We start from the raw sequence: 22717 nt of genomic DNA, 5'->3' as shown, positions 1-22717 counted from the left end.
GGACCCGAACCTGAGGTGCCTTTTGGCAGCGGCCGGGCCGTATGTCAATCAGGCGTCTGCCTGCGCCGCCTCATAGGCCAGCATGGCACGCTTGACAGGCAAGCCCCAGTGATAGCCCCCCAGACCCCCTGATTTGCGCAATGCCCGATGGCAGGGGATCAACCAACTGACCGGGTTGCGGCCAACTGCCGTTCCAACGGCGCGAACGGCTTGCGGCGAGCCGATTCGCTGGGCGATCTCGGAATAGGTCGTGACCTGCCCGGACGGGATATGCATCAGCGCTTCCCACACCTTGATTTGCAAAGGTGATCCGATCAGGAAAACCGGTGTCGGCTCCAACCGGTCGCTGGCAGCGCCAAAAGCACTCAGCGCCCAAGGACGCAGGCGCATCGGATCTTCGACGAACGTCGCCTTGGGCCAGCGCGAGATCATATCTTCCATCGCGGCCTCTTCGCCGGTCTCGGCCCCGAAGGCCATGCCGCAGATGCCCTTGTCGGTACCCATGACCAGCGCGGGGCCAAAGGGGCATTCGAACCACCCCCAATAGATCGTCAGACCTTCGCCCTTGCGGGCATATTCGCCGGGGCTCATGGATTCCCACTTCAGGAACAGATCATGCAGACGTCCGCTGCCGGACAGGCCCACATTGTGGGCCGTTTCCAGTGTTGTGAACCGTTCGCGCAGCAATGCCTTCGCGTGGCCCAGTGTCAGGTATTGTTGGTACCGTTTTGGCGACACTCCGGTCCAACGCGAGAACAGGCGCTGGAAATGGGCCGGGCTCATATCCATCTGGCGTGCCAGTTCATCAAGGCTCAGGCCCTCGCCGCCCTGATCAATCAGGTCGATTGCGCGGCGCATGACGTTGTAATGGTATCCGCTTTCCGGGGTCTGGACATTCATGGTTCCACCTCATCATCTGACAAAACCATAGCGCGACGGCCACGCTGCCGCGACCCGGAACTTGCGCATTGGCTTTGTGCTTGTGTCAGGGCGCGGTGGACGGCATTAAGGCCCGGATGGCAAAGCAACTCGACTATCATACGATCCGCGAGATTTTCACGCGCTTTCAAGAAGCCGACCCGGAACCCAAGGGCGAGCTGGAGCATGTGAACGTCTATACTCTGGTCGTCGCCGTGGCCCTTTCGGCGCAGGCCACGGATGCGGGCGTCAACAAGGCGACGCGCGAGTTGTTCAAGATCGCCGACACGCCGCAAAAGATGCTGGATCTGGGCGAGGACGGCCTGATCGAGCACATCAAGACCATTGGCTTGTTCCGCCAGAAGGCCAAGAACGTCATCAAGCTCAGCCGTATCCTGGTTGACGAATATGGTGGCGAGGTTCCCAATTCCCGGGCTGCCCTGCAATCCCTTCCGGGTGTGGGCCGCAAGACGGCCAACGTGGTTCTGAACATGTGGTGGCGGCAACCGGCGCAGGCGGTGGACACCCATATCTTTCGCGTCGGCAACCGCACCGGTATTTGCCCCGGCAAGGATGTGGACACGGTCGAACGCGCCATCGAAGACAATATTCCCGCTGACTTTCAACTTCATGCGCATCACTGGCTGATCCTGCATGGCCGGTACCACTGCAAGGCGCGCAAGCCGCAATGCCCGACCTGCATCATCCGTGATCTCTGCCAATTCGAGGACAAAACCCTATGAAGACTTATCAACTGACCGGCATCGGAAATGCCGTTGTGGACGTGATTTCCCAGGCCGATGACAGCTTTCTGGAGCTGATGGGCATCGAAAAAGGCATCATGCAGTTGATCGAACAGGAACGCGGCGAGGTGCTGTACGCCTCGATGGAAAGCCGAGTTCAAACGCCGGGCGGCTCAGTAGCTAATACCATTGCGGGCGCAGGCGCGCTTGGGCTGGATGCAGCGTTCATCGGCCGGGTACACGATGACGCTCTGGGCCGGTTCTATGCAGATGCGATGAACGAAGATGGCGTCGACTTCGTGAACCCGCCTGTTCCGGGTGGCGAATTGCCGACGTCACGCTCGATGATCTTTGTGTCGCCTGATGGCGAGCGGTCGATGAACACCTATCTGGGCATTTCCTCGGAACTGTCGTCTCAGGACGTTCCGGATGAGGTCGCAGGAAACAGCCAGATCATGTTTCTCGAGGGGTATCTGTTCGACAAGGAAAAAGGCAAGGCGGCATTCCTTGAGGCCGCACGTGCCTGTCACAAGGGTGGCGGCAAAGCCGGGATCGCCATTTCCGACCCGTTCTGCGTGGAACGGCATCGGGTGGATTTCCTGCTGCTGATTGAAAACGAGCTGGATTTCGTGATCGGCAACGAGGCCGAGATCAAATCCCTGTTCGAGACCGACGACCTGGAAGAGGCGCTGCGGCGCACGTCGGCGATCTGCCCGCTGGTGGTCTGCACCCGCTCGGGTGACGGGGTGACGGTTATGAACGGTGATGCTCGCATTGACGTACCGGTCGAGAAGGTCGTCCCCGTTGATGCAACAGGTGCCGGCGACCAGTTTGCCGCCGGGTTCCTGTTCGGCATGGCGACGGGACGCGATTACGAGACCTGCGCCCGCATCGGCAATGTCTGCGCCCGCGAGGTCATCAGCCATATCGGCCCCCGCCCCGAGGCGAACATGCTGGAGCTGCTGAGGGAAGAAGGGTTGGTTTGAGGACGCGGGTTTCCCACGCCTTTCTTCGGGAAAAAATTCGGCTCGACCCTGCGAGCGCGGCCTGAACACCGGGCCGCGACGCCCCTTTTTCGCTGGCAGGGCTAGCTCTGACGGCGTTATGTTTTTCGCATCAAAAAAGGGGGCCGTCATGAGAGCACTGCTGTTCACGACGGGATCGCCATTTGCAAGGGCGGTCAGGATCGTTCTGGACGAACTTTCGCTGGATTACGAAAGGCGAGAGGAAATCACCACGCCCAGCGCCGAGCAACGTGCGCAGGCTACTCCGACATTGCAGGTGCCGACATTTTGGGACGGCGATCTTGTGCTGTGGGAAAGCGGCACCATCGTCGAATACCTGCTGTCGACCTATCCGGACAGGCCGCAGGCCGCGCCGAAACTGGCGCCCTTTGCCTTTCGGCCCGGGGACGCGCAGTGGCAGGACAAGCTGGTGTTCTCGACCATCCAAACCTTCGGCTATGCGGCCACGACCATCTCGCAAATGAAGTGGTCCTGCGTGAGCGTGGGCCAGAACACGCATCTTCAGCGGTCGGCCGAGAAGCTGGCCCATATCCTGGGCTGGCTGGAAGACCGGCTGACCGGCGAGTGTGGTTTCGTGCCGGGCTACCTGTCGATGCAGGATATCTTTCTGGCCGCCCATGTGCGTTTCGTGCAGGCAAGGCCGCTTGGGGTGGATCTGGAGCTGGACCGGTACGGCAAGGTTTCGGCGCTGCTCGACCGGCTGGATGCGCGCGGCAGTTTCAAGGCGAACCCGATTTGGTGGTGGGAACCGGGGGTCATCGGCTATGAGCCCGACGGCACGCCTGTCTACGAAAAACAGAATGCCTGAGCCGGGATCCCGGCGCGGAATTACGACAGCCTTATTTAGCGCAGATACCCACGAAAGGCCTCCATGACGCGCTCGTAGACCTCGCGTTTGAAGGGCACGATCTCGGCGATCAGGCGCTCGGGGTCCTGCCATTTCCAGCGGGTAAACTCGGGGTGGTCTGTTTCGATGTCGATCTGGTCGTCGGTTCCTAGAAATCGCATCAGGAACCATTTCTGCTCCTGCCCGCGGAAGCGGCCCTTCCAGATCTTGGGCACGATGTCATGCGGCAGGTCATAGGGCAGCCAGCCCTCGGTCTCGGCCACGATTTCCACAAGATCACCGGTTACACCGGTTTCTTCCAACAGCTCTCGCAAGGCCGCATCACGAGGGTCTTCGCCCTTGTCCACGCCGCCTTGTGGCATCTGCCAGGCGTCCTCGAACCGGTCGTTGCGCTGGCCGACGAAGATCTGGCCCTGATCGTTCATCAGCATCAGCCCGACGCAGGGGCGATAGGGCAGTTTGGCAATTTCTTCGGGGGTCATGCGCGGCCTCATCGTGTTGTTTCGCCCACCTCTAGCAATCACCGGCGCAACAGCAAAGAGGGTGACGTGGGGTTTCGCGTGACAAAGTTTACGCGAACGTCAATCTATCACGCAAATTCAGGAGGGAGAGTTTTGCCATGACTGTGTACCCAAACATGCTGGCACCACTGGATCTGGGCTTTACCACGTTGAAGAACCGGGTCCTGATGGGCTCGATGCATACCGGGCTGGAGGAAACCGGCGACTGGAACCGGGTGGCCGAGTTCTATGCCGACCGCGCGCGCGGTGGCGTGGCGCTGATGGTCACGGGCGGCATCGGGCCGAACCTCGAAGGCTCGGTCCTGCCGGGGGCTGCAATGATTACCAGCGACAAGGATGTGGCAAACCATTCCGTCGTCACCGACCGTGTGCATCAGGCGGGCGGCAAGATCGCGATGCAGATCCTGCATGCGGGCCGCTATGCCTATGGGCCGAAATGCGTGGCGCCCAGCCCGGTGAAATCGCCGATCTCGCCCTTCCCCCCCAACGAACTGGACGAGGACGGCATCGAGAAACAGATCAGCGACATCGTGAACGCCGCCGTGCTGGCCCAAAAGGCGGGCTATGACGGGGTCGAGATCATGGGGTCCGAGGGGTATTTCATCAACCAGTTTCTGGTGACCCACACCAACAAGCGCACAGACCGTTGGGGCGGGTCCTATGAGAACCGGATGCGCCTGCCGCTGGAAATCGTGCGCCGCACCCGCGAGGCGGTGGGCACCGATTTCATCATCATCTACCGGCTGTCGATGATCGACCTTGTACCCAATGGTTCGACCTTCGAAGAGGTGGTGCAACTGGCGCAAGCGGTCGAAAAGGCCGGGGCCACGATCATCAACACCGGCATCGGCTGGCACGAGGCGCGGATTCCGACCATCGCCACATCGGTGCCCCGCCGGGCCTTTGCCTGGGTGACGAAGAAACTGATGGGCAAGGTGGGGATTCCGGTCATCACCTCGAACCGGATCAACACGCCCGAAGTGGCCGAGCAGGTGCTGGCCGAGGGCTGTGCCGACATGGTCTCTCTGGCGCGGCCGATGCTGGCGGATGCGGATTTCGTAGCCAAGGCGATGGTAGGTGACTCGGCCAGGATCGCGCCCTGCATCGCCTGCAACCAGGCCTGCCTGGATCACACCTTCAGCGGCAAGCTGACCTCCTGCCTGGTGAACCCGCGCGCCTGCCACGAGACCGAGCTGGTGATCGAAAAGGCCGCCACGCCCAAGCGCGTGGCCATCGTGGGCGCGGGGCCGGCGGGCCTGTCCACGGCGATGACGGCGGCGGAGCGCGGCCATGACGTGACCGTGTTTGACAAAGCCGACGAGATCGGCGGCCAGCTGAACATGGCCAAGCAGGTGCCGGGCAAGGAAGAGTTCTGGGGCTTGGTGGACTGGTACCGCACCATGCTGAACGATCTGGGCGTCAAGGTCGAACTGGGCCGCAAAGTCTGCGCCGACGATCTGGTCGGGTTCGACGAGGTGGTGATCGCCACGGGCGTCAACCCGCGCGACCCGCAGATCCCGGGCGAGGACAGCGACAATGTCGTGAACTACGTCGACGTGCTGCGCGACAAGGCCCCGGTGGGCAAATCGGTGGCCGTGATCGGCGCGGGCGGCATCGGCTTCGACGTGTCGGAATACCTGTTGGAGGAAGGCCATTCGCCCACCACCGACCTGCCCTTGTGGATGAAGGAATGGGGCGTCGCCGACCCCGAGCAGCACCGCGCAGGCCTGGCGCCCGAAGGCCCGCAGCCCGAGGCGCCCAAGCGGCAGGTCACGCTGTTGCAACGCAAGAAGCAGGCGCATGGCAAGGGGCTGGGCAAGACCACCGGCTGGATCCACCGCGCCACGCTGAAGATGAAGGATGTCAGCTTCGTGGGCGGCGTGAACTATGAACGCATCGACGACGAGGGGCTGCATGTCTCGTTCGGAGAAGAGCGCGCCGATCCGACCGTCATCAAGGCGGATACGATCGTTCTGTGTGCAGGACAGGTGCCCGAGCGGTCGCTGGCCGACGCGCTGATCGAACGCGGGATCACCCCGCATGTGATCGGCGGCGCGGATGTGGCCGCGGAACTGGACGCCAAACGCGCAATCAATCAGGGCACACGCCTTGCCGCGGAGTTCTGAAGCCACTCGTTCAGAGTGTCTTCAGTCCGACAGCGCGAGCTTTGCACCCAAGGCACCAAAAGCGGTTGCGAAACACCGCTTTATCCACGCCATCACAGCAGGGCGCCGGATCACATAGTCCCGCGCCAGTGCGGCGCATGCCCCATACCCGACAAAAACAACAAATGTCATGGCCATGAAGGCCAGCGCCAGTTTGGCCAGCTCTATTCCTGCATTTGCTGCATTCGCCGGCAGGAATTGAGGCAGAAAGGCCAGGAAGAATAGCGACAACTTTGGGTTCAAAACGTTGATCAGCGTTCCTGTCACGGCAATTCCAAAGTCGCTTTTTGCGGATTTCTCCGCCGCGACATCCATGGCACCGCCGTCCTTCAGGATACCCCATGCCATGTAGAACAAATACAAGACGCCAAGATATTTGATGAGTTGAAACGCGACGGCACTGGTGTGCAGCAAGGCTGCAAGTCCGATGATGCTGGCCAAGGCCGCCGGAACGATCCCAAGTGTGCATCCGAAGGCTGCGGCGAGACTTGCGCGAAACCCGCGCCCAAGACCGACAGCCAAAGTATAGATGACGCCGGTACCCGGCAGCAAAACAACAATCAATGATGTGACGAAGAATTCCAGCGACATTATTACCCCCCTGCAAATGCAGGCAGATTCACTAAGTGCGCCGAAAATGTAAATGCCTTTCCATCACATGAACCGAACGGACGGTTTCAACGACCTGCGGCTATTCCACGGTGATCGTGATAACCTCGGATACAATCGGCGGGGAATGCGGCACATGCCCGGCGTCGCCCAGAACCAATTGCAGGGTGTGTTGGCCCGGCGCCAGATCCAGCGTTACTTCGGTCTGACCGCCTCCGAAGTGCATGTGATTATCGTCGGCGGGCAAACCATTTGCCAACTCATCCGCGCCATCCTCGCCTTCACCCAGCGGGGGACGGTCAAGCAACAGGTGGTGGTGCCCGGTGTTTTCTTTCTCGGTTCCGGCGGGCGCGACGCCCATGCCGCTTAGGCCAAAGACAACCGTGACCGGTGATTGCACGGTATCGCCATCCGACAGGTTGACGAAATAGACCTTTGCATCAGGATTCGATGGGGTCTCTCCTCCGGCATGCGCAAAGCCCACCGAAAGGCAAAGCGCAGCAATGGCGAAAAAGGTTCTCATGATCTCCTCCCTGGTCACAAAAATGCCATTCTCAATGTGAGATCTTAGCGCGATTGTCTGAAAAACACAGCATCACAATGCCTGAGGCGAGTTTGGAAACCACTGTTTCTACGTTTCCCATACGCAAACGATCCGATTCAAATCCCTGATATTATCCCATGTCTGCCCCGTTTCCGCCCAGATTCAGCGCCATAGTCAGGACGGAAATCAAGATCTGGGGAACGAGTATGGACCGACTGACCGAAATGGAAGCCTTCGCCAATGTGGTGGACCAGGGTGGCTTCACCGATGCGGCCAAAAAGATGGGCATCTCCAAATCAGCTGTGTCCAAACACGTATCAAGCCTTGAGGCGCGCCTGGGAGCGCGGCTGTTGAACCGAACCACGCGCCGGGTTTCACCAACGGAAATCGGGCTGGCCTATTATGACCGCGCGCGGCGCGTGTTGAATGATGCCGGAGAAGCGGATTCACTGGTCACGTCAATGCAATCGGCCCCGTCTGGTCTTTTGCGCATCAGCGTTGCCACGGATTTCGGCGTCAATCACCTGTCACCTGTTCTGTCCGAGTTCCTTGCAGCCTACCCCGACATCACTGTGAACATGGTTTTGAACAACCGCTATGTCGAGCTGATTTCCGAAGGATTTGACGTGGCCGTGCGTATTGGTGAGCTGGAAGACAGTACACTGCGCGCCCGCAAACTGACCGAGACGGTCAAACGCATGGTCGCCGCGCCCAGTTATGTCGAAAGGTTCGGCCGGCCGCAGAAGATCGATGATCTGAACGAACACAAGCTGCTGCATTATTCCAGCCAATCCTCGGGCAATGTCTGGAAACTGACCGCGCCATCCGGCGAAAAACGTCAGGTTCGTACCGCCGGGTGGTTGAGTGTCAATGATGGCCAATCCCTGTTGAACGCAGCGGTTTCCGGCCTGGGTATCGCATATCTGCCCAGCTATCTTTACGCTGAAGCCCTAAAGGCCGGGCTGGTTGTCGATGCAATGCCGTCCCTGCCTGACGAAGTTCAAGGCGTTTACGCTGTCTACCCGCCGGGCCGCTTTACGCAACCCAAAGTGCGGGCCTTCATCGATTTCCTCGTTGATTCCTTCCACGGGAAGGGTCCGATGGACTGGTAATTTCTCCCTGAAGACCAACCTTTGGCCCGCATGTAAAAGTGCGGGCCTTTTTTTACGGGTCGATTACTGACAGTCCCATGGACCGGGCGGAAGTGCGCAAGCTGTCCGTCAGCACATTCTGACCCGGCGGTGGGGTTTCGGAACTGCGTGCCAACAGGGCGATATCGCGATTTGCATTGGCGATGGACAGCGGTCGCAAGCGCACCTCGTCGCGGTAGATCCCCTGTCTGCGAGCATAAAGATCAGGCAGTACCGCAACACCAACACCCGAAGCCGCCATCAGAACAATGGAATCAAGCGTCGTGCCTTCATACTCATCCGAAACAACCCCACCGCATTCCGCCGCCAATGCATAGACGATGCGCGACAGGCGGTGGCTTTGATCCAGGGTGAGGAAGATCCGGTTCTGAAGATCGGTGGCACTGACACCCTGCAAATCCCGCGCCAGAACGTCATCGACGGCAACCGCGACCCAAAGAGGTTCGTTGAACAACCGGTGTTGCACGGTATTCGGATGGTCTTCGGGCGTGGACAATATCAGATCAAAGCGACCGGATTTCAGACCCTGTTCCAGATCCAGTGTGTTTTCCTCGCGCACCGCAATGCGCAATCCGGGGCGAATCCGGTGCACCTGTTTGATGGCTTGCGGCAACAGATAAGGCCCGATCGAAGGCAAAACCCCCAGTCGCAATCGTCCTCCGACGGGCATATCGTTCGACATGGCGTGGCGCAGGTCCTTGACCTCTGCCAGGATCTTCTGTGCGCGCAAGATGAACTCTTCTCCCTTCGCCGTCATCTGGATACCACCACGGTTACGCTCAAAGATCCGAACGCCAAGCTCTTGTTCTACAGTCGCAATTTGCGTCGACAGGCTGGGCTGGCTGACATTCAGCACCTCGGCTGCCAAACTGAATCGCCCAAGGCGACTGACCGTAACGATGTATTCCAACTGTCGTAATGTCGGGCGCATTACATAGCCTAAAACTATTTATAACTTAGAAAGATAGTATTTGGCGAAATCAGTTTTGCAAGGCACCTAACCCGAAAACGAGGGATCAGGAGTCAATTATGCCCGGAGTGATCGAGACACTGTCCAGCAACCTGCTGGTGCCGACCATACTGTTTTTTGCCCTTGGGCTTCTGGCGGCCTTTGTACGCAGTGACCTGTCCATTCCGGCGGGCGCGGCCAAGTTCATGTCGCTTTACCTGCTGCTGGCCATCGGGTTCAAAGGCGGTGCCAGTCTTGCCGCGCATGGCATTCACCTGCAACTTTTCCTGACGCTGCTGGGCGGTGTCGCCTTGTCCTTTGCCATCCCCTTCGTGGCCTTTGGCCTGCTCAGGGTGATGACACGGCTGGATGCGCTGAACGCGGCGGCCGTGGCAGGGCACTATGGTTCGATCTCGATCGTCACCTTTGTTACAGCTACCAGTTTGCTGGATCTGGTGGGGCTGACCCATGACGGATTCATGGTGGCCGTTGCGGCTGCGATGGAGGTGCCTGCAATCCTGTCGGCGCTTTGGTTGGCGCACAAGACCGGAAGCAATGGCGTTAAGGATGACAAGCTGTGGCGCGATCTGCTGGCCAACGGCTCGATCGTGCTGCTTACCGGTGCCTTCCTGATCGGAGCCATCACCGGTGGTGAAGGCATGCAGATGATCGCGCCCTTCATCGTGACGCCATTCACCGGAATTCTGTGCCTGTTTCTGCTGGATATGGGCTTGTCGGCAGGGCGCAGCTTGATCAGCAACCGAGACAAGCTGTCGGTTGGCCTGTTCGCCTTTGGTGTTTTGATGCCCCTGATCGGCGCATTTATGGCCTGGGCGGTAGGTGCCTTGATCGGCCTGCCACAGGGCAGCTTGTTCCTGTTCATGGTGCTGTCAGCCTCGGCTTCGTATATCGCGGTTCCCGCCGCGATGAAGATCGCCCTTCCAAAGGCCGAGGCCGGGATCTATCTGACCTTGTCGCTGGGGGTGTCGTTTCCGTTCAACATCACCGTCGGATTGCCGCTGTACCTGTGGTGGGTCAGTTGACCAGCAATACGGCTTCGACCCGACGGTTGAGATCGCGCCCTTCCGGAGTTGCATTCGATGTGAGCGGAGACAGATAGCCAACACCCTGCGCTTCGATCCGGTCGGGTGCCACGCCATGCGCATCGATCAGGCGGGTTCGCACCGCCTCGGCCCGGCTTTTGCTGACCGCAATATTTGCCTGTAAGGCACCGGTATCGTCAGTGTGCCCCACCAACGCCAGGCGTGTGTTCGGGTTGGCGGTCAAGTATCCGGCCAGCAAGGTTAGCGAGTCAAACGGCCCTTCGCCCAGGGCAACCTCGCCCGTCGGAAAATGCAGGTCATCCAAGATCACGTGGCCCGTTGTCGCCAAGGCCTCCAACACCCCGACCGAGCCTTCCACGGCTTGCTCTACCACCACAGGGTCCGGGCCCGGCGCGTCCTGGGGTGTGACCCGGATCATCTGCACATAGCCATCCGGCGGGTTGCGGCTGACCAGCAGGCTAAGGGCAACCGGCCCCTTGGTGGCCGACAAAAACCGGTAATCCTGAATGGCGACATACATGTCCGGGGTTGGCACGACCTCGGTGCCAAAGCGAAAGTCGAAACCACCGCAAACCCGCGCGTCGCATTCGAACAGGATCTTGTAGCCCTGCGCCTCGATCTGATCCCGCAACGGTGCCAGCAGCTGCAATGTCGTGCTCGACCCCGCCTGAAGCCGCCACGTATAGCGTTCCACGCGCCCTTCGAGTGTTTCTGCGGGAACCGAGCCATTTGCATAAGGCCCCGTCGGCAGATCATAGCTGTCCAGTGGCGATGTTCGGTCGCTGATCTGTCGGGCACTGGCCGGCAGGGTCAGGTCCTGCGCGGCAACAGGCCCTGTCATCAGCAGGGCAACAAGGGCGGCGGCGCGGATCATCGAAACTGTGCGTGATATTCTTCGTTGGGCACCATCGCCGTCGCGCTGGCGACCCGGTTTGACATGTTGAAAAACCCGGCGACATTGGCGATGTCCCAGATGTCGCGGTCGGAAAAGCCTGCATCGCGCAGGCGCTGGCGGTCGGGCTCTTCAATCTCGGCGCTGGCGGTAGTCATCTTTGCGGCAAAGTCCAGCATCGCCCGTTGACGCGGCTCCAGCGGGGCGACGCGATAGTTCATCACCAGCATTTCGCCCAGTTGCGGATTGCCCGAAAGCTGACGCACAGCCGCCCCATGGGCGACCAGACAGTAGAAGCATTTGTTGATCGACGAAACGACGACCGCGATCATCTCGCGTTCCAGTTTGGTCAGCCCGCTGTCAGCCAGCATCAGGTCGTTATACATCGCGGTGAAGGCGTTCAGCTTGTCGATATCGAATGCGTTGGCTTTCAGCACATTCGGCACCATGCCCAGTTTTTCGACACAGATATCAAAGTATTTCTGCGTTTCCGGCGGCAGCGGATCGACCATGGGCAGGTTCAGCGCGGTAGGCATGTCTTTTTGTGTCACGGCGGCCTCTTCGGTTCAGACAAGATGACGGTAATGGTATTCGCCCGCGATCTCCATCCCGAGCGCACGATAAAGACCGTTGGCGCCCTCATTGGCCTTGGTGCAGATCACGCTGAGGTTCTGCGCACCGTGATCACGCGCCCAGAATGCCGCCGCGCGCATGGTCCAGTGGCCCAGCCCCTGACGACGGTGTTCGGGCAACACTTCCAGCGCGTGGACCATCGCAGTGTCTGCATGCATCGCCACAAAAGCCACTCCGCTGGGTTTGTCGTTGTGACGCAGCAAAAATCCTGTCTTGGGGCCCTTGGCACGTTCCATCACCGCGATCCGCTCGGGTCCGATCCCGCCCGAGGCCCAGATTTCGCGCATGATCTCAAGCGGTTCCCAGATTGAAAACACCATGACCGGTGGGATCGGCTGATCGATCAGCCGAGAGACGGGGCAGACATATATGTTGACCGGGTCAAGAATGTCGTATCCCCGCTGGGCCAGCATTGCATCCAGGGCTTCATCCCCGGGCCGCAGGCAGAAGATGCGTTTTTGCCCCATGGCCAGCATCGCGGCCTCGGCGGCGTCGATATCGTCTTCATCGGCCGGGCCCAATGCACTGGCCGCAGACACGCGCGACCCTCCGCCCTGCCCCTCACGCAGCAGAAACGGGCCAAGCCGCTGATAGCGTGCGGCGGGCCAGGTTCCGTCGACTATTTCCGCCCAGTTATTGCTCAAAGCTCAAGCTCTTTCGCCAGGCGGGTGGTGGCCGCGTCGATCCGGCCCCCGTCGGTGCCGCGTACAACCACATTGGCCCCGAAGGCACCGTTGATCTGAAACGGGTAGCACCCGATGGACAGGTCGCTGAAATCTTCGGCCAAGGCCGCCAGGGTTGCGGCGATATCACCTTCTCCGCGGTCCACACGCAGAGTTTGCGACAGCAAAGGGCGGCCTCCGGTCAATGTTGGCAACACGCTCGCCACCATCGCCTGAAAAACCGACGGCACACCTGCCATGACATGCACATTCGCAAGCGTGAACCCGGGCGCCGTCGAAACCGGGTTTTCGATCAGCGTCGCCCCGTCCGGAATACGCGCCATGCGCAGGCGGGCGGCATTCAGTTCCAGCCCGGATTTGTCGTAATGGGCCTGCAACAGCGCGCGCGCGTCATCGCGCACATCAATGGGTGTGTCGAATGCGCGGGCAATGCAATCGGCCGTGATATCGTCATGGGTCGGGCCGATGCCGCCGCTGGTGAAGACATTGTCATAGGCGTCGGACAGCGCTTTGACGGCCGCTTCAATGGCAGGGGCGTCATCGCTGACAATGCGGACCTCTTTCAGGTCGATGCCGTGTTTGGTCAGTTCCTGCGCCAGAAAATGCATATTCGCATCGCGGGTGCGACCCGACAGGATTTCATCCCCGATCACCAGCATCGCTGCGGTTGGATTGGCCATGGCACTGTCCCCTCTTGATCGTCCTCAGGGGCAGGTATAGGCCCTGAACCATGCGATTTGAAACCCCTCTTGTCCCCGCCCGGCTGATCCGCCGCTACAAACGCTTTCTGGCTGATTGCAGGCTTGAGGATGGAAGTGAGGTAACGGCCCATTGCGCCAATCCGGGGTCGATGATGGGGCTGGCCGAGCCCGGCGAAAAGATTTGGCTGGAACCCAACGACGATCCGAAGAAAAAGCTGAAATTCGGATGGCGGCTGGTGGATCATGAAAACGAGCATTTTACCGGGGTCGATACCTCGGTCCCGAACCGGGCGCTGCGGGCTGCTTTGGAAGCCGGTGAGATTCCCGAACTGGCCGCCTATGGCACCGTCCGGCCCGAGGTGAAATACGGCGGCAACAGCCGCATCGATTTCCTGCTGACGGGGCCGGGCCTGCCGGATGCCTATGTCGAGGTGAAAAGCGTGACACTGTCACGCCAGCCCGGACTGGCCGAGTTTCCCGACAGCGTCACAGCCCGTGGCACCAAGCATCTGGGCGAGTTGGCCGCGATGGCGTCACAAGGGCACCGGGCGATCATACTGTATTTGGTTCAGCGAACCGATTGCGACCGGTTTGCGCTGGCCGCAGATATTGATCCGGCCTATGCGGCGGCCTTTGAGGTCGCGCAGGCGCAGGGGGTGGAACGGATCGTTTGCGGGACGCGGATAACGCCGTCGGGGGTTTGGGTGCAGACCGAGGTGAGGATATTGGCCGGCTGAGTCAGTCCGAAACGACAGCATCAACCTCTATCTCGACCAGCCACTCGGGACTCACAAATCGTTCGATGGCCATGATAGTATCTACAGGGCGAGCATCCAGACAATACAGCTTTCGGGCTTCGATCGCCTGTTTCCAGTTTTCGATTTCGGTCAGGATGACACGCGTTCTGACAATATCGCGCAGCCCTGACCCGGCACGCTCAAGCGCATCTTTGATGATTTCGAAACACTGTCTGGTTTGCAGATAGACATCGCCGACACCCACTGTGTTGCCCTCAGCATCGACTGGTGCGGTTCCCCCGACCGCGATGAAGTTCCCGACCCGAACCGCTCGGCTGAACCCAACGATGCTTTCCATGGGGTTTCCGTTAGAGATCAATTCTCGTTTCTGTGACATGCATCCGGTTCCCTGATTTTCTCAAGAAAAAGTGCAATCATTAGATACTGATCCGCCTGCCGTGAAAAGAGTCCAAGCCAGTAGCCGTACGGATTGCGGTCGAGGCGGTGGGGTCCGAGATGCTGCAATGCAGCCCCTACTCTTGAATCCTGAGCCAACGGAACCAAGTTTCCCGCATGGTTTACGCAGTCTGAACACTCGCCCTCTGGTACTTTCTGCACAAGCAGCGTAAAAGGAATGCTGCGCGCAACATTTGGAGCTTAGCGTCGATGAAAGAGCATCGTGGCCGCCTGACCAAGGACGGCATTCGCATCTATGAACAAGGTGACTTTGCCGGGATGCACGCGGCAGGGGCTTTGGCGGCGCGGATTCTGGATGATATTGCAGAACATGTGTTTCCCGGTCAAACCACCGGCGCACTTGACGGGCTGATCACGCAGATGGTCGAAGACGCCGGTGCGACCTCGGCCACCATAGGTTATAAAGGCTATCAGCACGCCAGCTGCATCAGCGTGAACCACGTTGTCTGCCACGGTATTCCCGGTGAGAAAAAGCTGAAGGACGGCGATATCCTGAATATCGACGTCACCGTCATCGTCGATGGCTGGTTTGGCGACACCTCACGCATGTATGTGGCGGGCAAGCTGCCGCGCAAGGCGGAGCGGCTGATCCAGGTGACCCATGACGCGCTGTTCAAGGGCATCGAGATGGTCAAGCCGGGCAATACCTTTGGTGACATCGGCCATGCCATCCAGTCCTACGTCGAAGCACATCGGATGAGCGTCGTGCGTGATTTCTGCGGTCATGGTCTGGGTCGTGTGTTTCACGCGCCACCGAACGTGCTGCACTATGGTCGCCCGGGCACCGGTGCCGTGCTGGAAGAGGGTATGTTCTTTACCATCGAACCCATGGTCAATCTGGGTCGTCCCGAAACCAAGACTCTGGCCGATGACTGGACAGCCGTGACCCGCGACAAATCGCTGTCGGCACAGTTCGAACATTCGGTGGGCGTCACCTCGGATGGGGTCGATATCTTTACCCTGTCACCCGCTGGCAAATTTCACCCGACTTATTCGTCCTGATCAGCGGCCTGCTCACGTAGAAGTTTCAGCAGCATCGTTTCAGCCCCCCACGGCGTAACCGCGTCGTGGATGAAGGCCGGCGCGCGCATAGGTTTGCGCTCGGGGCCAGTTGAGGCTTCGGTGTCACTGGAAAAGGTCCAGGCAAAAGGTGTCAGGGTGCGGTCCATGCGGGCACATTAGCACAACCGCGAGTCAAAGTCCCAACACCCCATGCGCCTGTGACATGTCCGTGATCACCTCGGCCCCCAGATCCGCCAGCTTTTCGCCGCCGCCATGAGGCGCATAAGCAAGGCAACGCATGCCGGCGCGGATCGCCGCCGTGACACCGCTGTGACTGTCTTCGATCACCACCGGAGCCGTTGCGCCAAAGTGCTCGGCGGCCAGGCGGAACATCTTTGGGTCCGGCTTTCCGGTGCCAAGCACATGGGCCGAGAACATCACGTCTTTGAAACGGTCCCAAAGCCCGTTCTGACCCAGAGTGATCTTCATCTTGTCCGGGCTGCCATTCGACGCGACGCAACAGGGGATACCCTTTTGATCCAGCCCCGCAAGCAGGTCTGCGATACCGGGGACCAATGGCACACCTGCGCGCAGGCGGTCATAGGTTTCGGCATAGATCTGATCTATCCAGTCTTCGGGCAGAACGGCACCCATCGCGCGGGCCTTGTCCCGCACCCCCACCATGGTTCCGCCCACGAACAAGGACATGCATTCACGCAGTGCCAGATGCAGGCCATGATGCGCCAGATTGTCCACCAGCACCTGGTTCGAGATCACCTCGCTGTCCACCAGAACGCCGTCGCAATCGAAAATGACAAGATCGTGCATATGGGATTCCTGCTGTGCCTCGCGCTCGGCCTATCCAAGCTGTCCGGTCATTGCAAACACAGGCCGCCGGCCAAACCGCGCGGAACGTCTCAGCCTGGTACACCTTTCCACATCAAGGAAATATGCGTGTCGCCATATTTGCGACTGTCTTGCAATGTGAACCCGGCCGGCGCCTGCATCGGGGCGTTTTCTTCCCAGACCAACAAGGCATCATCCGCGATCCAGCCATTGGCCAAGGCGGCGACGGCCTTCTGCCCCATGGATTTCCCGTAAGGCGGGTCCAGAAAAATCAGATCGTAAGGCGCGCCGGGATTGTCGCCCAACCGGGTCGCATCGCGGCGGACCAAGTCGGTACGGTCGGCGCTGCGGGTCAGGTCGATATTCTTGCGTATCAACCCCTGAGCCACTCGCCCGTCATCGACGAAGGTGACATGCGACGCCCCCCGCGACAGCGCCTCGAGCCCCAGCGCCCCGGTTCCCGCGAACAGATCCAGCACCCGCAAACCGTCAAATTCGATCTGGTGGCTGAGCACATTGAACAGGCTTTCACGCACACGGTCGGTGGTGGGGCGCAGATGCGCGCCCGCATCACCCTTGCCGACCGAGGCCAGCGCCCGGCCCCGGAATTCTCCGGCAATGATCCTCACGCCTTGAGCAGCGGTTTCAGGTCCGCGTTCGGGTCTGCCACGACTTCGGGATCAGCGGTCTTGCCCATTTCGATCAGTCTTTTGCCGACCATGTATGCCCGCGGATCATTCATCGCATCCACAGCAATCAGCCTGTCGCCCTTGTAATACCAGAAGGACACGGTCTGACCCTCGCCCTTGCGGGTCACCACGCGGTCATATCCGGTGTTCAGGCCCGCGATCTGAAGCTTGACGTCATACTGGTCCGACCAGAACCATGGGGTCGCCACATACTCCTTGGCCGCGCCCAGCATGTTCTGCGACACGATTTCGGCCTGGTCGATGGCGTTGGGGACGCTTTCCAGACGGATACGCCCTTCGCCATGCGGGAAAGAGGCGCAATCGCCCGCCGCCCAGATCGACGGATCAGAGGTCCGGCCATGGGCGTCGGTTTTGATGCCGTTATCCAGTTCGAGCCCTGCCATCTCGGCCAGTTGAGTAGAGGGGGTGATGCCCACTCCGACCACGACGAAATCCACATCCAGCTTCGTGCCGTCCGTCAATACGGCCCCCACAACCCGGCCATTTTCGCCGATCAGACGATCCAGCCCGACACCTTCGCGGATGTCGGCACCGTATTCGCTGTGCAACGCGCGGAAATACGCGCTGGTTTCTGGCGCAGCGACCCGTTGCAGGATGCGGTCGGCCATCTCGACCAAGGTGACCTTGACGCCGCGTTTCGCGCAGACGGCGGCGGCCTCGAGCCCGATGTAACCGCCGCCCACGATCAACGCGCGGGCGCCTTCGGTCACTTTGGGTTCCATCTCATCAATATGGGCCAGGTCGCGCACCACGTGCACGCCGTCCAGATCGCCTCCGATGGCGGCAGGCAGGCGGCGCGGATCTGACCCGGTGGTCAACGCCAGTTCGTCATACAGGATGACTTCGTCCCCAACAGTGACCGTTTTGGCCTTGGGGTCGATGCCGGTCACGCGCTGGCCAAGCCGCAGAGTGATGTTGTTTTCGGCATAGAAACTTTCGGGTCGCAGGAACAGGCGCTCCAGCTCCATCTCTCCCAATAGATAGGCCTTGGACAAAGGCGGGCGCTGATACGGCAGATGCGGCTCGGCCCCGATCAGAGTAATCTCTCCGTCGAACCCGTCCTTGCGCAACCGCGCCACCAAGGACGCTCCTGCCTGACCCGCGCCAATCACGACAATATGGCTCATGCTTTGCCCACCCTGCAGTTTTCCCGTGGTCTCTCTGATTTGACCACCTATATTGCGGCTTAGCCCAATTCTGCAAATCCAAACGACAGGAGCTGAAAAATGATTTCAACAGGAGACACCCTGCCCGAAGCCACACTGATCCAGATGGGGGCCGACGGGCCGGAGGAAGTTCGGATTTCAGACAAGACCAAAGGGCGCAAGGTTGTCATTTTCGCTGTGCCCGGCGCCTATACCGGCACATGCACCACCGCACATGTGCCAAGCTTCATTCGCACCAAAAAGCAGTTCGACGACAAGGGCGTGGACGAGATCATGTGCCTGTCGGTCAACGACCCGTTCGTCATGCAGGCCTGGGGTGAATCCACCGGCGCGACCGCGGCCGGACTGACCATGGTTTCAGACGCGGCCTCAGAATTCACCAAAGCCATCGGCATGGATTTCGACGCCCCGCCCGTTGGCCTGTTCGCGCGCTCGAAACGGTATGCGATGCTGGTCGAGGACGGCAAGATCACGGCCCTGAACCTGGAAGAAAACCCCGGTGCCTGCGGGATCTCGGCGGGTGAAGGCCTGCTGGAGGTGATCTGAATTTGGCCGGCCCCGGTCTGTCCGGGGCCGCGTGAACCCAATTTAACTTGAAGCACTGCCTCAATGCGCGAATACTCGTCGCACAAAATTGGGGAGATTTTTTTGAAACTTAAGGTATTTTCATCCATCCTGACCGGCGCAGCGCTTTTGGCAGCCTGCGGTCCGGCCCCAACCCCGCAACAGCAAGCCGCACGACAGCACGAGATTGCCTGCCTCAGCGGCACACTGGGCGGCGCCTTGATCGGCGGTGCAATCGGCAACCAGTTCGGCGGCGGATCGGGCAAGACGATCCTGACCGCAGCCGGCGCTGCCGCCGGTGGCATTGAAGGCCAAAGATTTGCATGCTGAGGAGATTGGACATGAAACGGGCGATTTTTGTATTCACGGCTGCATTCCTGACCTCGGCGACCAATGCCGAAACCGTGGCCGAGCTGCATGAAAAAGAGTTGAATGCCATCGACGCGAACAATGACGGGTTCCTGTCCAAAGACGAGTTCGACGCTTTTTCGGACTATGCGTTTCAGGCCATGGACGAAGACAAGAACGGCACACTGGGTCAGGCCGAGGCCAAGCCGTTTCTGGACATAAAGCAGTTCCAAAATGTTGACCGCAACAAGGACAGCTTTATCTCAAGGTCGGAATATGATGCACAGATGAATGAAGATTTCGGCGCGGCAGACCAGAACGGCAACGGTCAACTGGACTAAGCCCGCTTGAAGGAGCTTGCTATGAAGAAATGGATCGGAATGGGTGCTTTGGCACTGGCCGCGGCCTGTGACGTTCCGCAAGCTCCCGTGGTGACGGGGCCGGACGGACAGGTCCGCATCCAGATCAATTCGTCTGGCCTGACCTGCTATGAAAACCGGTGTCTGGATATCAACCCAGCGGCGCGCAGCGTGCGCCAGATCGGGAACAAGACCACTGGCATCCCACGGTCCATCGATGTCAGCGATGGCACCGTCACACCTGCGGAATTCAAGCAGATGGGCACGGCTGCGTCGCTTGCCGGTGGCCAGGGGTCAGGCAACGACCGCTAGCACAGGCTGTCCATCTTTCGGGCCAGCTTGGCGTCCAGTGACGACAGGCCGCCTACGTCATGGGTGGACAGGACCACCTCGACCGTGCGGTAGACGTTGGACCATTCTGGATGATGGTTCCATTTCTCGGCCCAGATCGCCACTTGCGTCATCCAGCCAAATGCGTGCACGAAGTTGTCGAAAATGAAGGTCTTGGTGATCGCGTCGCGGCCTTCGACCATGGTCCAGCCGTTTTTGAACAGCGGATCCAGCAGCGGGCCACGGGTCTCGGCGGACAAAAGTTCAGTCATTGCTGTTCCTCCGGGTTCGATTTCCTGAACGGGCCGTAATCCGTCAGAATCTCGATCTCTTCTCCCACTGCGCGGCCTTCGGCGTCCAGATATTTTTTGACGGCATCGGCAAAACCCGGATCGCCGACCCAGTGCAAGCTATGCGTGCGCGTCGGCAAATAGCCCCGCGCCAGCTTGTGTTCGCCCTGAGCGCCCGCTTCCACCCGGGCCAGACCGTGGGCAATGGCAAAGTCTATCGCCCTATAGTAGCACAGTTCGAAATGCAGGCAGGCATGATGTTCGATGCAGCCCCAATACCGCCCAAAAAGCGTTTCGCGGCCTATGAAGTTCAGCGCACCCGCAATGGCATGACCATCCCGTTCAGCCAAAAACAGGGCCATGTCATTCGCCATCGTCTCTTGTGCGATGTCAAAAAACCGGCGCGTCAGATAGGGTGAGCCCCATTTTCGCGCCCCGGTGTCCTGATAGAACCGCCAAAACGCATCCCAGTGTTCCGGGCGCAGGTCATCGCCCGTCAATGTGCGGATTTCACCGCCAAAGCCATTGGCCTGCGCCCGTTCCTTGCGGATGTTCTTGCGCTTGCGTGAGGACAAGGCCGCAAGGAAGTCATCGAATTCGGCGTAGCCATCATTCAGCCAGTGAAACTGTTGCGAGCTGCGAAGCATTAGCCCCATCTGCTCACCCGCCAATGCCTCGGCTTCTGTACAGAAGGTCACGTGAACCGAAGAAACCTGATTGTCGGCCGCCAGTTGAACGGCACCCTGCACCAAAGCCGACATTCCGATCCTGTCATAGCCCGGGCGCACCAGAAACCGCCGCCCGGTGGCGGGTGTGAACGGCACCGCAATTTGCAGCTTGGGATAATACCGCCCGCCTGCGCTTTCATAGGCATGGGCCCAGCTGTGGTCAAAGATGTATTCGCCCTGGCTGTGCGATTTGGCATACATAGGGGCCGCTGCGATCAGGATCCCGTCAAGAAAGGCGGTCAGGTATTGCGGTTGCCAACCCGTACCGCGCCCGACCGAGCCGCTTTCCTCAAGCGCCAGCAAAAAGCGATGCGTGGTGAAGGGATCAAGGGGCCGTCCACCATCGGCGGCCTCGGGGCAGGCGCAGGCATCCCACTCGGCCGCTGAAATCCGCGACAGAGACCCAATGACCTGAACTTCGATTTGGGCCTGATCCATGTTTCCTCCGCACCAGCCCTTTATCTGTGACCGAAGCGGCAGGGTTCAAGCTGAATGCGCAGCCAGATACCCTTCGAAGGTCACATTGTCGGCAACAATGCGGGCCTCTGCCTCTTGTTCGGGCGTTCGGACGGTCCAGCACAGGATCGGCACGCCTTGCGCCTTCAGTTCGGCCACGCGCGGGCGGGAAAGATCTTCCGCCTCGTGGCTGATGAAACCGGCCCCGACACGTTCAAAATCAGGAATGTCGCGCAGGGTGTCGCAGACGTCATGCGGCAGAAGCTCGACACTGGGCTCATAGGCGCAAGTCGTGATGCCGCGCGGCAGGTGCGGGGCCAGCCGCGCCAGTTCCGCAACCGAGTTTGGATTGAAGGACATCAGGGCCACCGGGCCGTCATAGCCCTGCAATGCGCGCACGGTGTCGTGCTCGAGGGCACCGATATTCATACCCATAACGCCGTCCTGATCCTTCAGCTCGATCAGCAGCGGCACTTGGCCTGCGACCATATCCAGCACCTCATCAAGCGTTGGAATGCCGTCATCACCATACAGAAGGGTCAATTCGGACGCCGCCGCCGCCGACACCTGCCGGATCGGCCCGGGCTGGCCGGTCAGACGCCCCATGTCGTAATCATGGAACACGACGGCACGATCATCAGATGTCAGCTGAAGGTCGATCTCGATCCCGTATCCGGCATCAATGGCGGCACGAATGGCCGCCCGGCTGTTTTCCGGGCGGTTGTTCGAGACGTCATGCAGCGCCCGATGAGCAATCGGGGCCTGCAAAAACGCAGCTGGCAGGGGCGGTATCATTCGATCTCGAAAATGCCTTCGATCTCGACTGCCACGCCCAAAGGCAGCGACGCAGCACTTACGGCAGAGCGCGAGTGGCGACCGGCGTCGCCCAGCGCTTCGACCAGAAAGTCGGATGCACCGTTGATCACTTGCGGCTGCGCAGTGAAATCTGCGGTCGAGTTCACGAAACCGGTCAGCTTGATGGCACGCACCAGTTTGTCGATATCTCCGCCACAGGCCGCCTTGACCTGTGCCAGCAGATTGATCGCGCAGACCCGCGCCGCTGCGGCTCCGGCCGCGACATCCATGTCATCGCCCAGCTTGCCGGTGATCAGCTCGTCTGATTTCGATATCTGGCCGGACACGTACACGATATTGCCCACACGTACATACGGCACATAATTTGCCGCTGGCGCGGGTGCGTCGCCCAGCGTGACACCGAGGCTTTCCAGTTTTGCAGCGATGCTCATTGAAAGGGTCCT

The 22717-nt window shown here is 60.0% G+C and carries 30 protein-coding genes; 12 read left to right on the top strand and 18 right to left on the bottom strand.

What is annotated here, in order from left to right:
• Positions 1-48: 48 nt before the first annotated feature.
• Complete coding sequence (locus tag GOW09_RS07940; protein ID WP_171117156.1) at positions 49-900, bottom strand: bifunctional helix-turn-helix domain-containing protein/methylated-DNA--[protein]-cysteine S-methyltransferase; 852 nt, start codon at positions 898-900, stop codon at positions 49-51.
• Positions 901-1016: 116 nt separating this feature from the next.
• Here GOW09_RS07940 and nth point away from each other — a divergent pair, with 116 nt between their 5' ends.
• From nth to GOW09_RS07925, 3 genes are all read left to right on the top strand, one after another.
• A complete protein-coding gene (nth, locus tag GOW09_RS07935; RefSeq protein WP_171117154.1) occupies positions 1017-1661 on the top strand; it encodes an endonuclease III in 645 nt (214 codons plus the stop codon).
• Positions 1658-2647: an adenosine kinase gene (locus GOW09_RS07930; RefSeq protein ID WP_152459395.1), complete on the top strand. Its 990-nt coding sequence runs from the start codon at positions 1658-1660 to the stop codon at positions 2645-2647. The genes nth and GOW09_RS07930 overlap by 4 nt, the downstream gene beginning before the upstream one ends.
• Positions 2648-2795: 148 nt before the next feature.
• Positions 2796-3494: a glutathione S-transferase family protein gene (locus GOW09_RS07925; protein ID WP_171117152.1), complete on the top strand. Its 699-nt coding sequence runs from the start codon at positions 2796-2798 to the stop codon at positions 3492-3494.
• Positions 3495-3529: 35 nt separating this feature from the next.
• Here the strand turns inward: GOW09_RS07925 and GOW09_RS07920 are convergent, their stop codons facing one another.
• Positions 3530-4015, bottom strand: coding sequence for an RNA pyrophosphohydrolase (locus GOW09_RS07920; RefSeq protein ID WP_171117150.1), 486 nt, complete (start codon positions 4013-4015; stop codon positions 3530-3532).
• Positions 4016-4152: 137 nt separating this feature from the next.
• On the opposite strand from GOW09_RS07920, the gene GOW09_RS07915 reads away from it, so the two are divergent.
• Complete coding sequence (locus tag GOW09_RS07915) at positions 4153-6180, top strand: NADPH-dependent 2,4-dienoyl-CoA reductase (RefSeq protein WP_171117147.1); 2028 nt, start codon at positions 4153-4155, stop codon at positions 6178-6180.
• 21 nt (positions 6181-6201) lie between these two features.
• Here the strand turns inward: GOW09_RS07915 and GOW09_RS07910 are convergent, their stop codons facing one another.
• A complete protein-coding gene (locus GOW09_RS07910; protein ID WP_171117145.1) occupies positions 6202-6810 on the bottom strand; it encodes a LysE family translocator in 609 nt (202 codons plus the stop codon).
• A 100-nt stretch (positions 6811-6910) separates the two neighbouring features.
• Positions 6911-7351 (bottom strand): DUF4399 domain-containing protein, encoded by a 441-nt coding sequence (locus GOW09_RS07905; RefSeq protein WP_152459400.1) that lies wholly within the window; start codon positions 7349-7351, stop codon positions 6911-6913.
• Positions 7352-7578: 227 nt separating this feature from the next.
• On the opposite strand from GOW09_RS07905, the gene GOW09_RS07900 reads away from it, so the two are divergent.
• Complete coding sequence (locus tag GOW09_RS07900; protein WP_152459401.1) at positions 7579-8484, top strand: LysR family transcriptional regulator; 906 nt, start codon at positions 7579-7581, stop codon at positions 8482-8484.
• A 52-nt stretch (positions 8485-8536) separates the two neighbouring features.
• Here GOW09_RS07900 and GOW09_RS07895 read toward each other — a convergent pair whose 3' ends face one another.
• Positions 8537-9454: a hydrogen peroxide-inducible genes activator gene (locus tag GOW09_RS07895; RefSeq protein ID WP_171117143.1), complete on the bottom strand. Its 918-nt coding sequence runs from the start codon at positions 9452-9454 to the stop codon at positions 8537-8539.
• A 98-nt stretch (positions 9455-9552) separates the two neighbouring features.
• Between GOW09_RS07895 and GOW09_RS07890 the strand changes: the two genes are divergently transcribed.
• On the top strand, positions 9553-10515 hold the full coding sequence (locus tag GOW09_RS07890; RefSeq protein WP_171117141.1) for a sodium-dependent bicarbonate transport family permease: 963 nt from the start codon (positions 9553-9555) through the stop codon (positions 10513-10515).
• Here the strand turns inward: GOW09_RS07890 and GOW09_RS07885 are convergent.
• The 4 genes from GOW09_RS07885 to GOW09_RS07870 are packed head-to-tail and all read right to left on the bottom strand — an operon-like array spanning position 10508 to position 13424.
• A complete protein-coding gene (locus GOW09_RS07885; protein ID WP_171117139.1) occupies positions 10508-11410 on the bottom strand; it encodes an OmpA family protein in 903 nt (300 codons plus the stop codon). The two genes, GOW09_RS07890 and GOW09_RS07885, sit on opposite strands and share 8 nt — an antisense overlap.
• Complete coding sequence (locus GOW09_RS07880) at positions 11407-11964, bottom strand: peroxidase-related enzyme (protein WP_152459932.1); 558 nt, start codon at positions 11962-11964, stop codon at positions 11407-11409. Before GOW09_RS07880 ends, GOW09_RS07885 begins: the two co-directional genes overlap by 4 nt.
• Positions 11965-11994: 30 nt before the next feature.
• On the bottom strand, positions 11995-12705 hold the full coding sequence (locus tag GOW09_RS07875; protein ID WP_152459405.1) for a GNAT family N-acetyltransferase: 711 nt from the start codon (positions 12703-12705) through the stop codon (positions 11995-11997).
• Positions 12702-13424, bottom strand: coding sequence for a molybdopterin-binding protein (locus tag GOW09_RS07870; protein ID WP_171117137.1), 723 nt, complete (start codon positions 13422-13424; stop codon positions 12702-12704). Before GOW09_RS07870 ends, GOW09_RS07875 begins: the two co-directional genes overlap by 4 nt.
• Positions 13425-13474: 50 nt before the next feature.
• On the opposite strand from GOW09_RS07870, the gene sfsA reads away from it, so the two are divergent.
• Positions 13475-14182: a DNA/RNA nuclease SfsA gene (gene sfsA, locus GOW09_RS07865; protein ID WP_171117135.1), complete on the top strand. Its 708-nt coding sequence runs from the start codon at positions 13475-13477 to the stop codon at positions 14180-14182.
• A gap of 1 nt (position 14183) precedes the next feature.
• On the opposite strand, the gene GOW09_RS07860 is transcribed toward sfsA, so the two are convergent.
• Positions 14184-14579 carry a RidA family protein gene (locus tag GOW09_RS07860; RefSeq protein ID WP_254442707.1) on the bottom strand — a complete coding sequence of 132 codons (396 nt, stop codon included), beginning with the start codon at positions 14577-14579 and terminating at the stop codon, positions 14184-14186.
• A gap of 269 nt (positions 14580-14848) precedes the next feature.
• Between GOW09_RS07860 and map the strand changes: the two genes are divergently transcribed.
• The gene (gene map, locus GOW09_RS07855; RefSeq protein WP_152459408.1) at positions 14849-15661 is read left to right on the top strand and encodes a type I methionyl aminopeptidase; all 813 of its coding nucleotides are present in this window, start codon (positions 14849-14851) and stop codon (positions 15659-15661) included.
• Here the strand turns inward: map and GOW09_RS07850 are convergent.
• The 4 genes from GOW09_RS07850 to GOW09_RS07835 all read right to left on the bottom strand — a co-directional run bounded on the left by GOW09_RS07850 (position 15649) and on the right by GOW09_RS07835 (position 18344).
• Positions 15649-15828, bottom strand: a complete 180-nt coding sequence (locus GOW09_RS07850; RefSeq protein WP_171117133.1) for a hypothetical protein — start codon at positions 15826-15828, stop codon at positions 15649-15651. The genes map and GOW09_RS07850 overlap by 13 nt on opposite strands.
• A 25-nt stretch (positions 15829-15853) precedes the next feature.
• Complete coding sequence (locus GOW09_RS07845; protein WP_171117131.1) at positions 15854-16489, bottom strand: HAD family phosphatase; 636 nt, start codon at positions 16487-16489, stop codon at positions 15854-15856.
• A gap of 89 nt (positions 16490-16578) precedes the next feature.
• A complete protein-coding gene (gene rsmD / locus GOW09_RS07840; RefSeq protein ID WP_171117129.1) occupies positions 16579-17136 on the bottom strand; it encodes a 16S rRNA (guanine(966)-N(2))-methyltransferase RsmD in 558 nt (185 codons plus the stop codon).
• Positions 17133-18344, bottom strand: coding sequence for an NAD(P)/FAD-dependent oxidoreductase (locus GOW09_RS07835; RefSeq protein ID WP_171117127.1), 1212 nt, complete (start codon positions 18342-18344; stop codon positions 17133-17135). The genes rsmD and GOW09_RS07835 overlap by 4 nt, the downstream gene beginning before the upstream one ends.
• Before the next feature lie 99 nt (positions 18345-18443).
• Here GOW09_RS07835 and GOW09_RS07830 point away from each other — a divergent pair, with 99 nt between their 5' ends.
• The 4 genes from GOW09_RS07830 (at position 18444) to GOW09_RS07815 (ending at position 19966) form a co-directional block, all read left to right on the top strand.
• Entirely contained in the window at positions 18444-18929 is a 486-nt protein-coding gene (locus GOW09_RS07830) for a peroxiredoxin (protein WP_152459413.1), read from the top strand.
• Positions 18930-19031: 102 nt separating this feature from the next.
• Positions 19032-19277 (top strand): glycine zipper 2TM domain-containing protein, encoded by a 246-nt coding sequence (locus tag GOW09_RS07825; protein WP_152459414.1) that lies wholly within the window; start codon positions 19032-19034, stop codon positions 19275-19277.
• 11 nt (positions 19278-19288) lie between these two features.
• On the top strand, positions 19289-19636 hold the full coding sequence (locus tag GOW09_RS07820) for a hypothetical protein (RefSeq protein WP_254442706.1): 348 nt from the start codon (positions 19289-19291) through the stop codon (positions 19634-19636).
• Positions 19637-19657: 21 nt separating this feature from the next.
• Entirely contained in the window at positions 19658-19966 is a 309-nt protein-coding gene (locus GOW09_RS07815; RefSeq protein WP_171117123.1) for a hypothetical protein, read from the top strand.
• On the opposite strand, the gene GOW09_RS07810 is transcribed toward GOW09_RS07815, so the two are convergent.
• From GOW09_RS07810 to GOW09_RS07795, 4 genes are read right to left on the bottom strand one after another with little or no spacing between them, the layout of a single operon-like run.
• Positions 19963-20256 carry a 4a-hydroxytetrahydrobiopterin dehydratase gene (locus GOW09_RS07810; protein ID WP_152459417.1) on the bottom strand — a complete coding sequence of 98 codons (294 nt, stop codon included), beginning with the start codon at positions 20254-20256 and terminating at the stop codon, positions 19963-19965. The two genes, GOW09_RS07815 and GOW09_RS07810, sit on opposite strands and share 4 nt — an antisense overlap.
• A complete protein-coding gene (locus GOW09_RS07805; protein WP_171117122.1) occupies positions 20253-21440 on the bottom strand; it encodes a GNAT family N-acetyltransferase in 1188 nt (395 codons plus the stop codon). Before GOW09_RS07805 ends, GOW09_RS07810 begins: the two co-directional genes overlap by 4 nt.
• A gap of 45 nt (positions 21441-21485) precedes the next feature.
• Complete coding sequence (locus GOW09_RS07800) at positions 21486-22253, bottom strand: glycerophosphodiester phosphodiesterase family protein (protein ID WP_171117120.1); 768 nt, start codon at positions 22251-22253, stop codon at positions 21486-21488.
• A complete protein-coding gene (locus tag GOW09_RS07795; RefSeq protein WP_171117119.1) occupies positions 22250-22705 on the bottom strand; it encodes a RidA family protein in 456 nt (151 codons plus the stop codon). Before GOW09_RS07795 ends, GOW09_RS07800 begins: the two co-directional genes overlap by 4 nt.
• Positions 22706-22717: the final 12 nt, after the last annotated feature.

The sequence above is a fragment of the Ruegeria sp. HKCCA5463 genome (assembly GCF_013034175.1).
GTDB lineage: Bacteria > Pseudomonadota > Alphaproteobacteria > Rhodobacterales > Rhodobacteraceae > Ruegeria.
The sequence above is the reverse complement of the archived record's forward strand: the minus strand, read 5'-3'. Positions and strand labels throughout refer to the sequence as shown.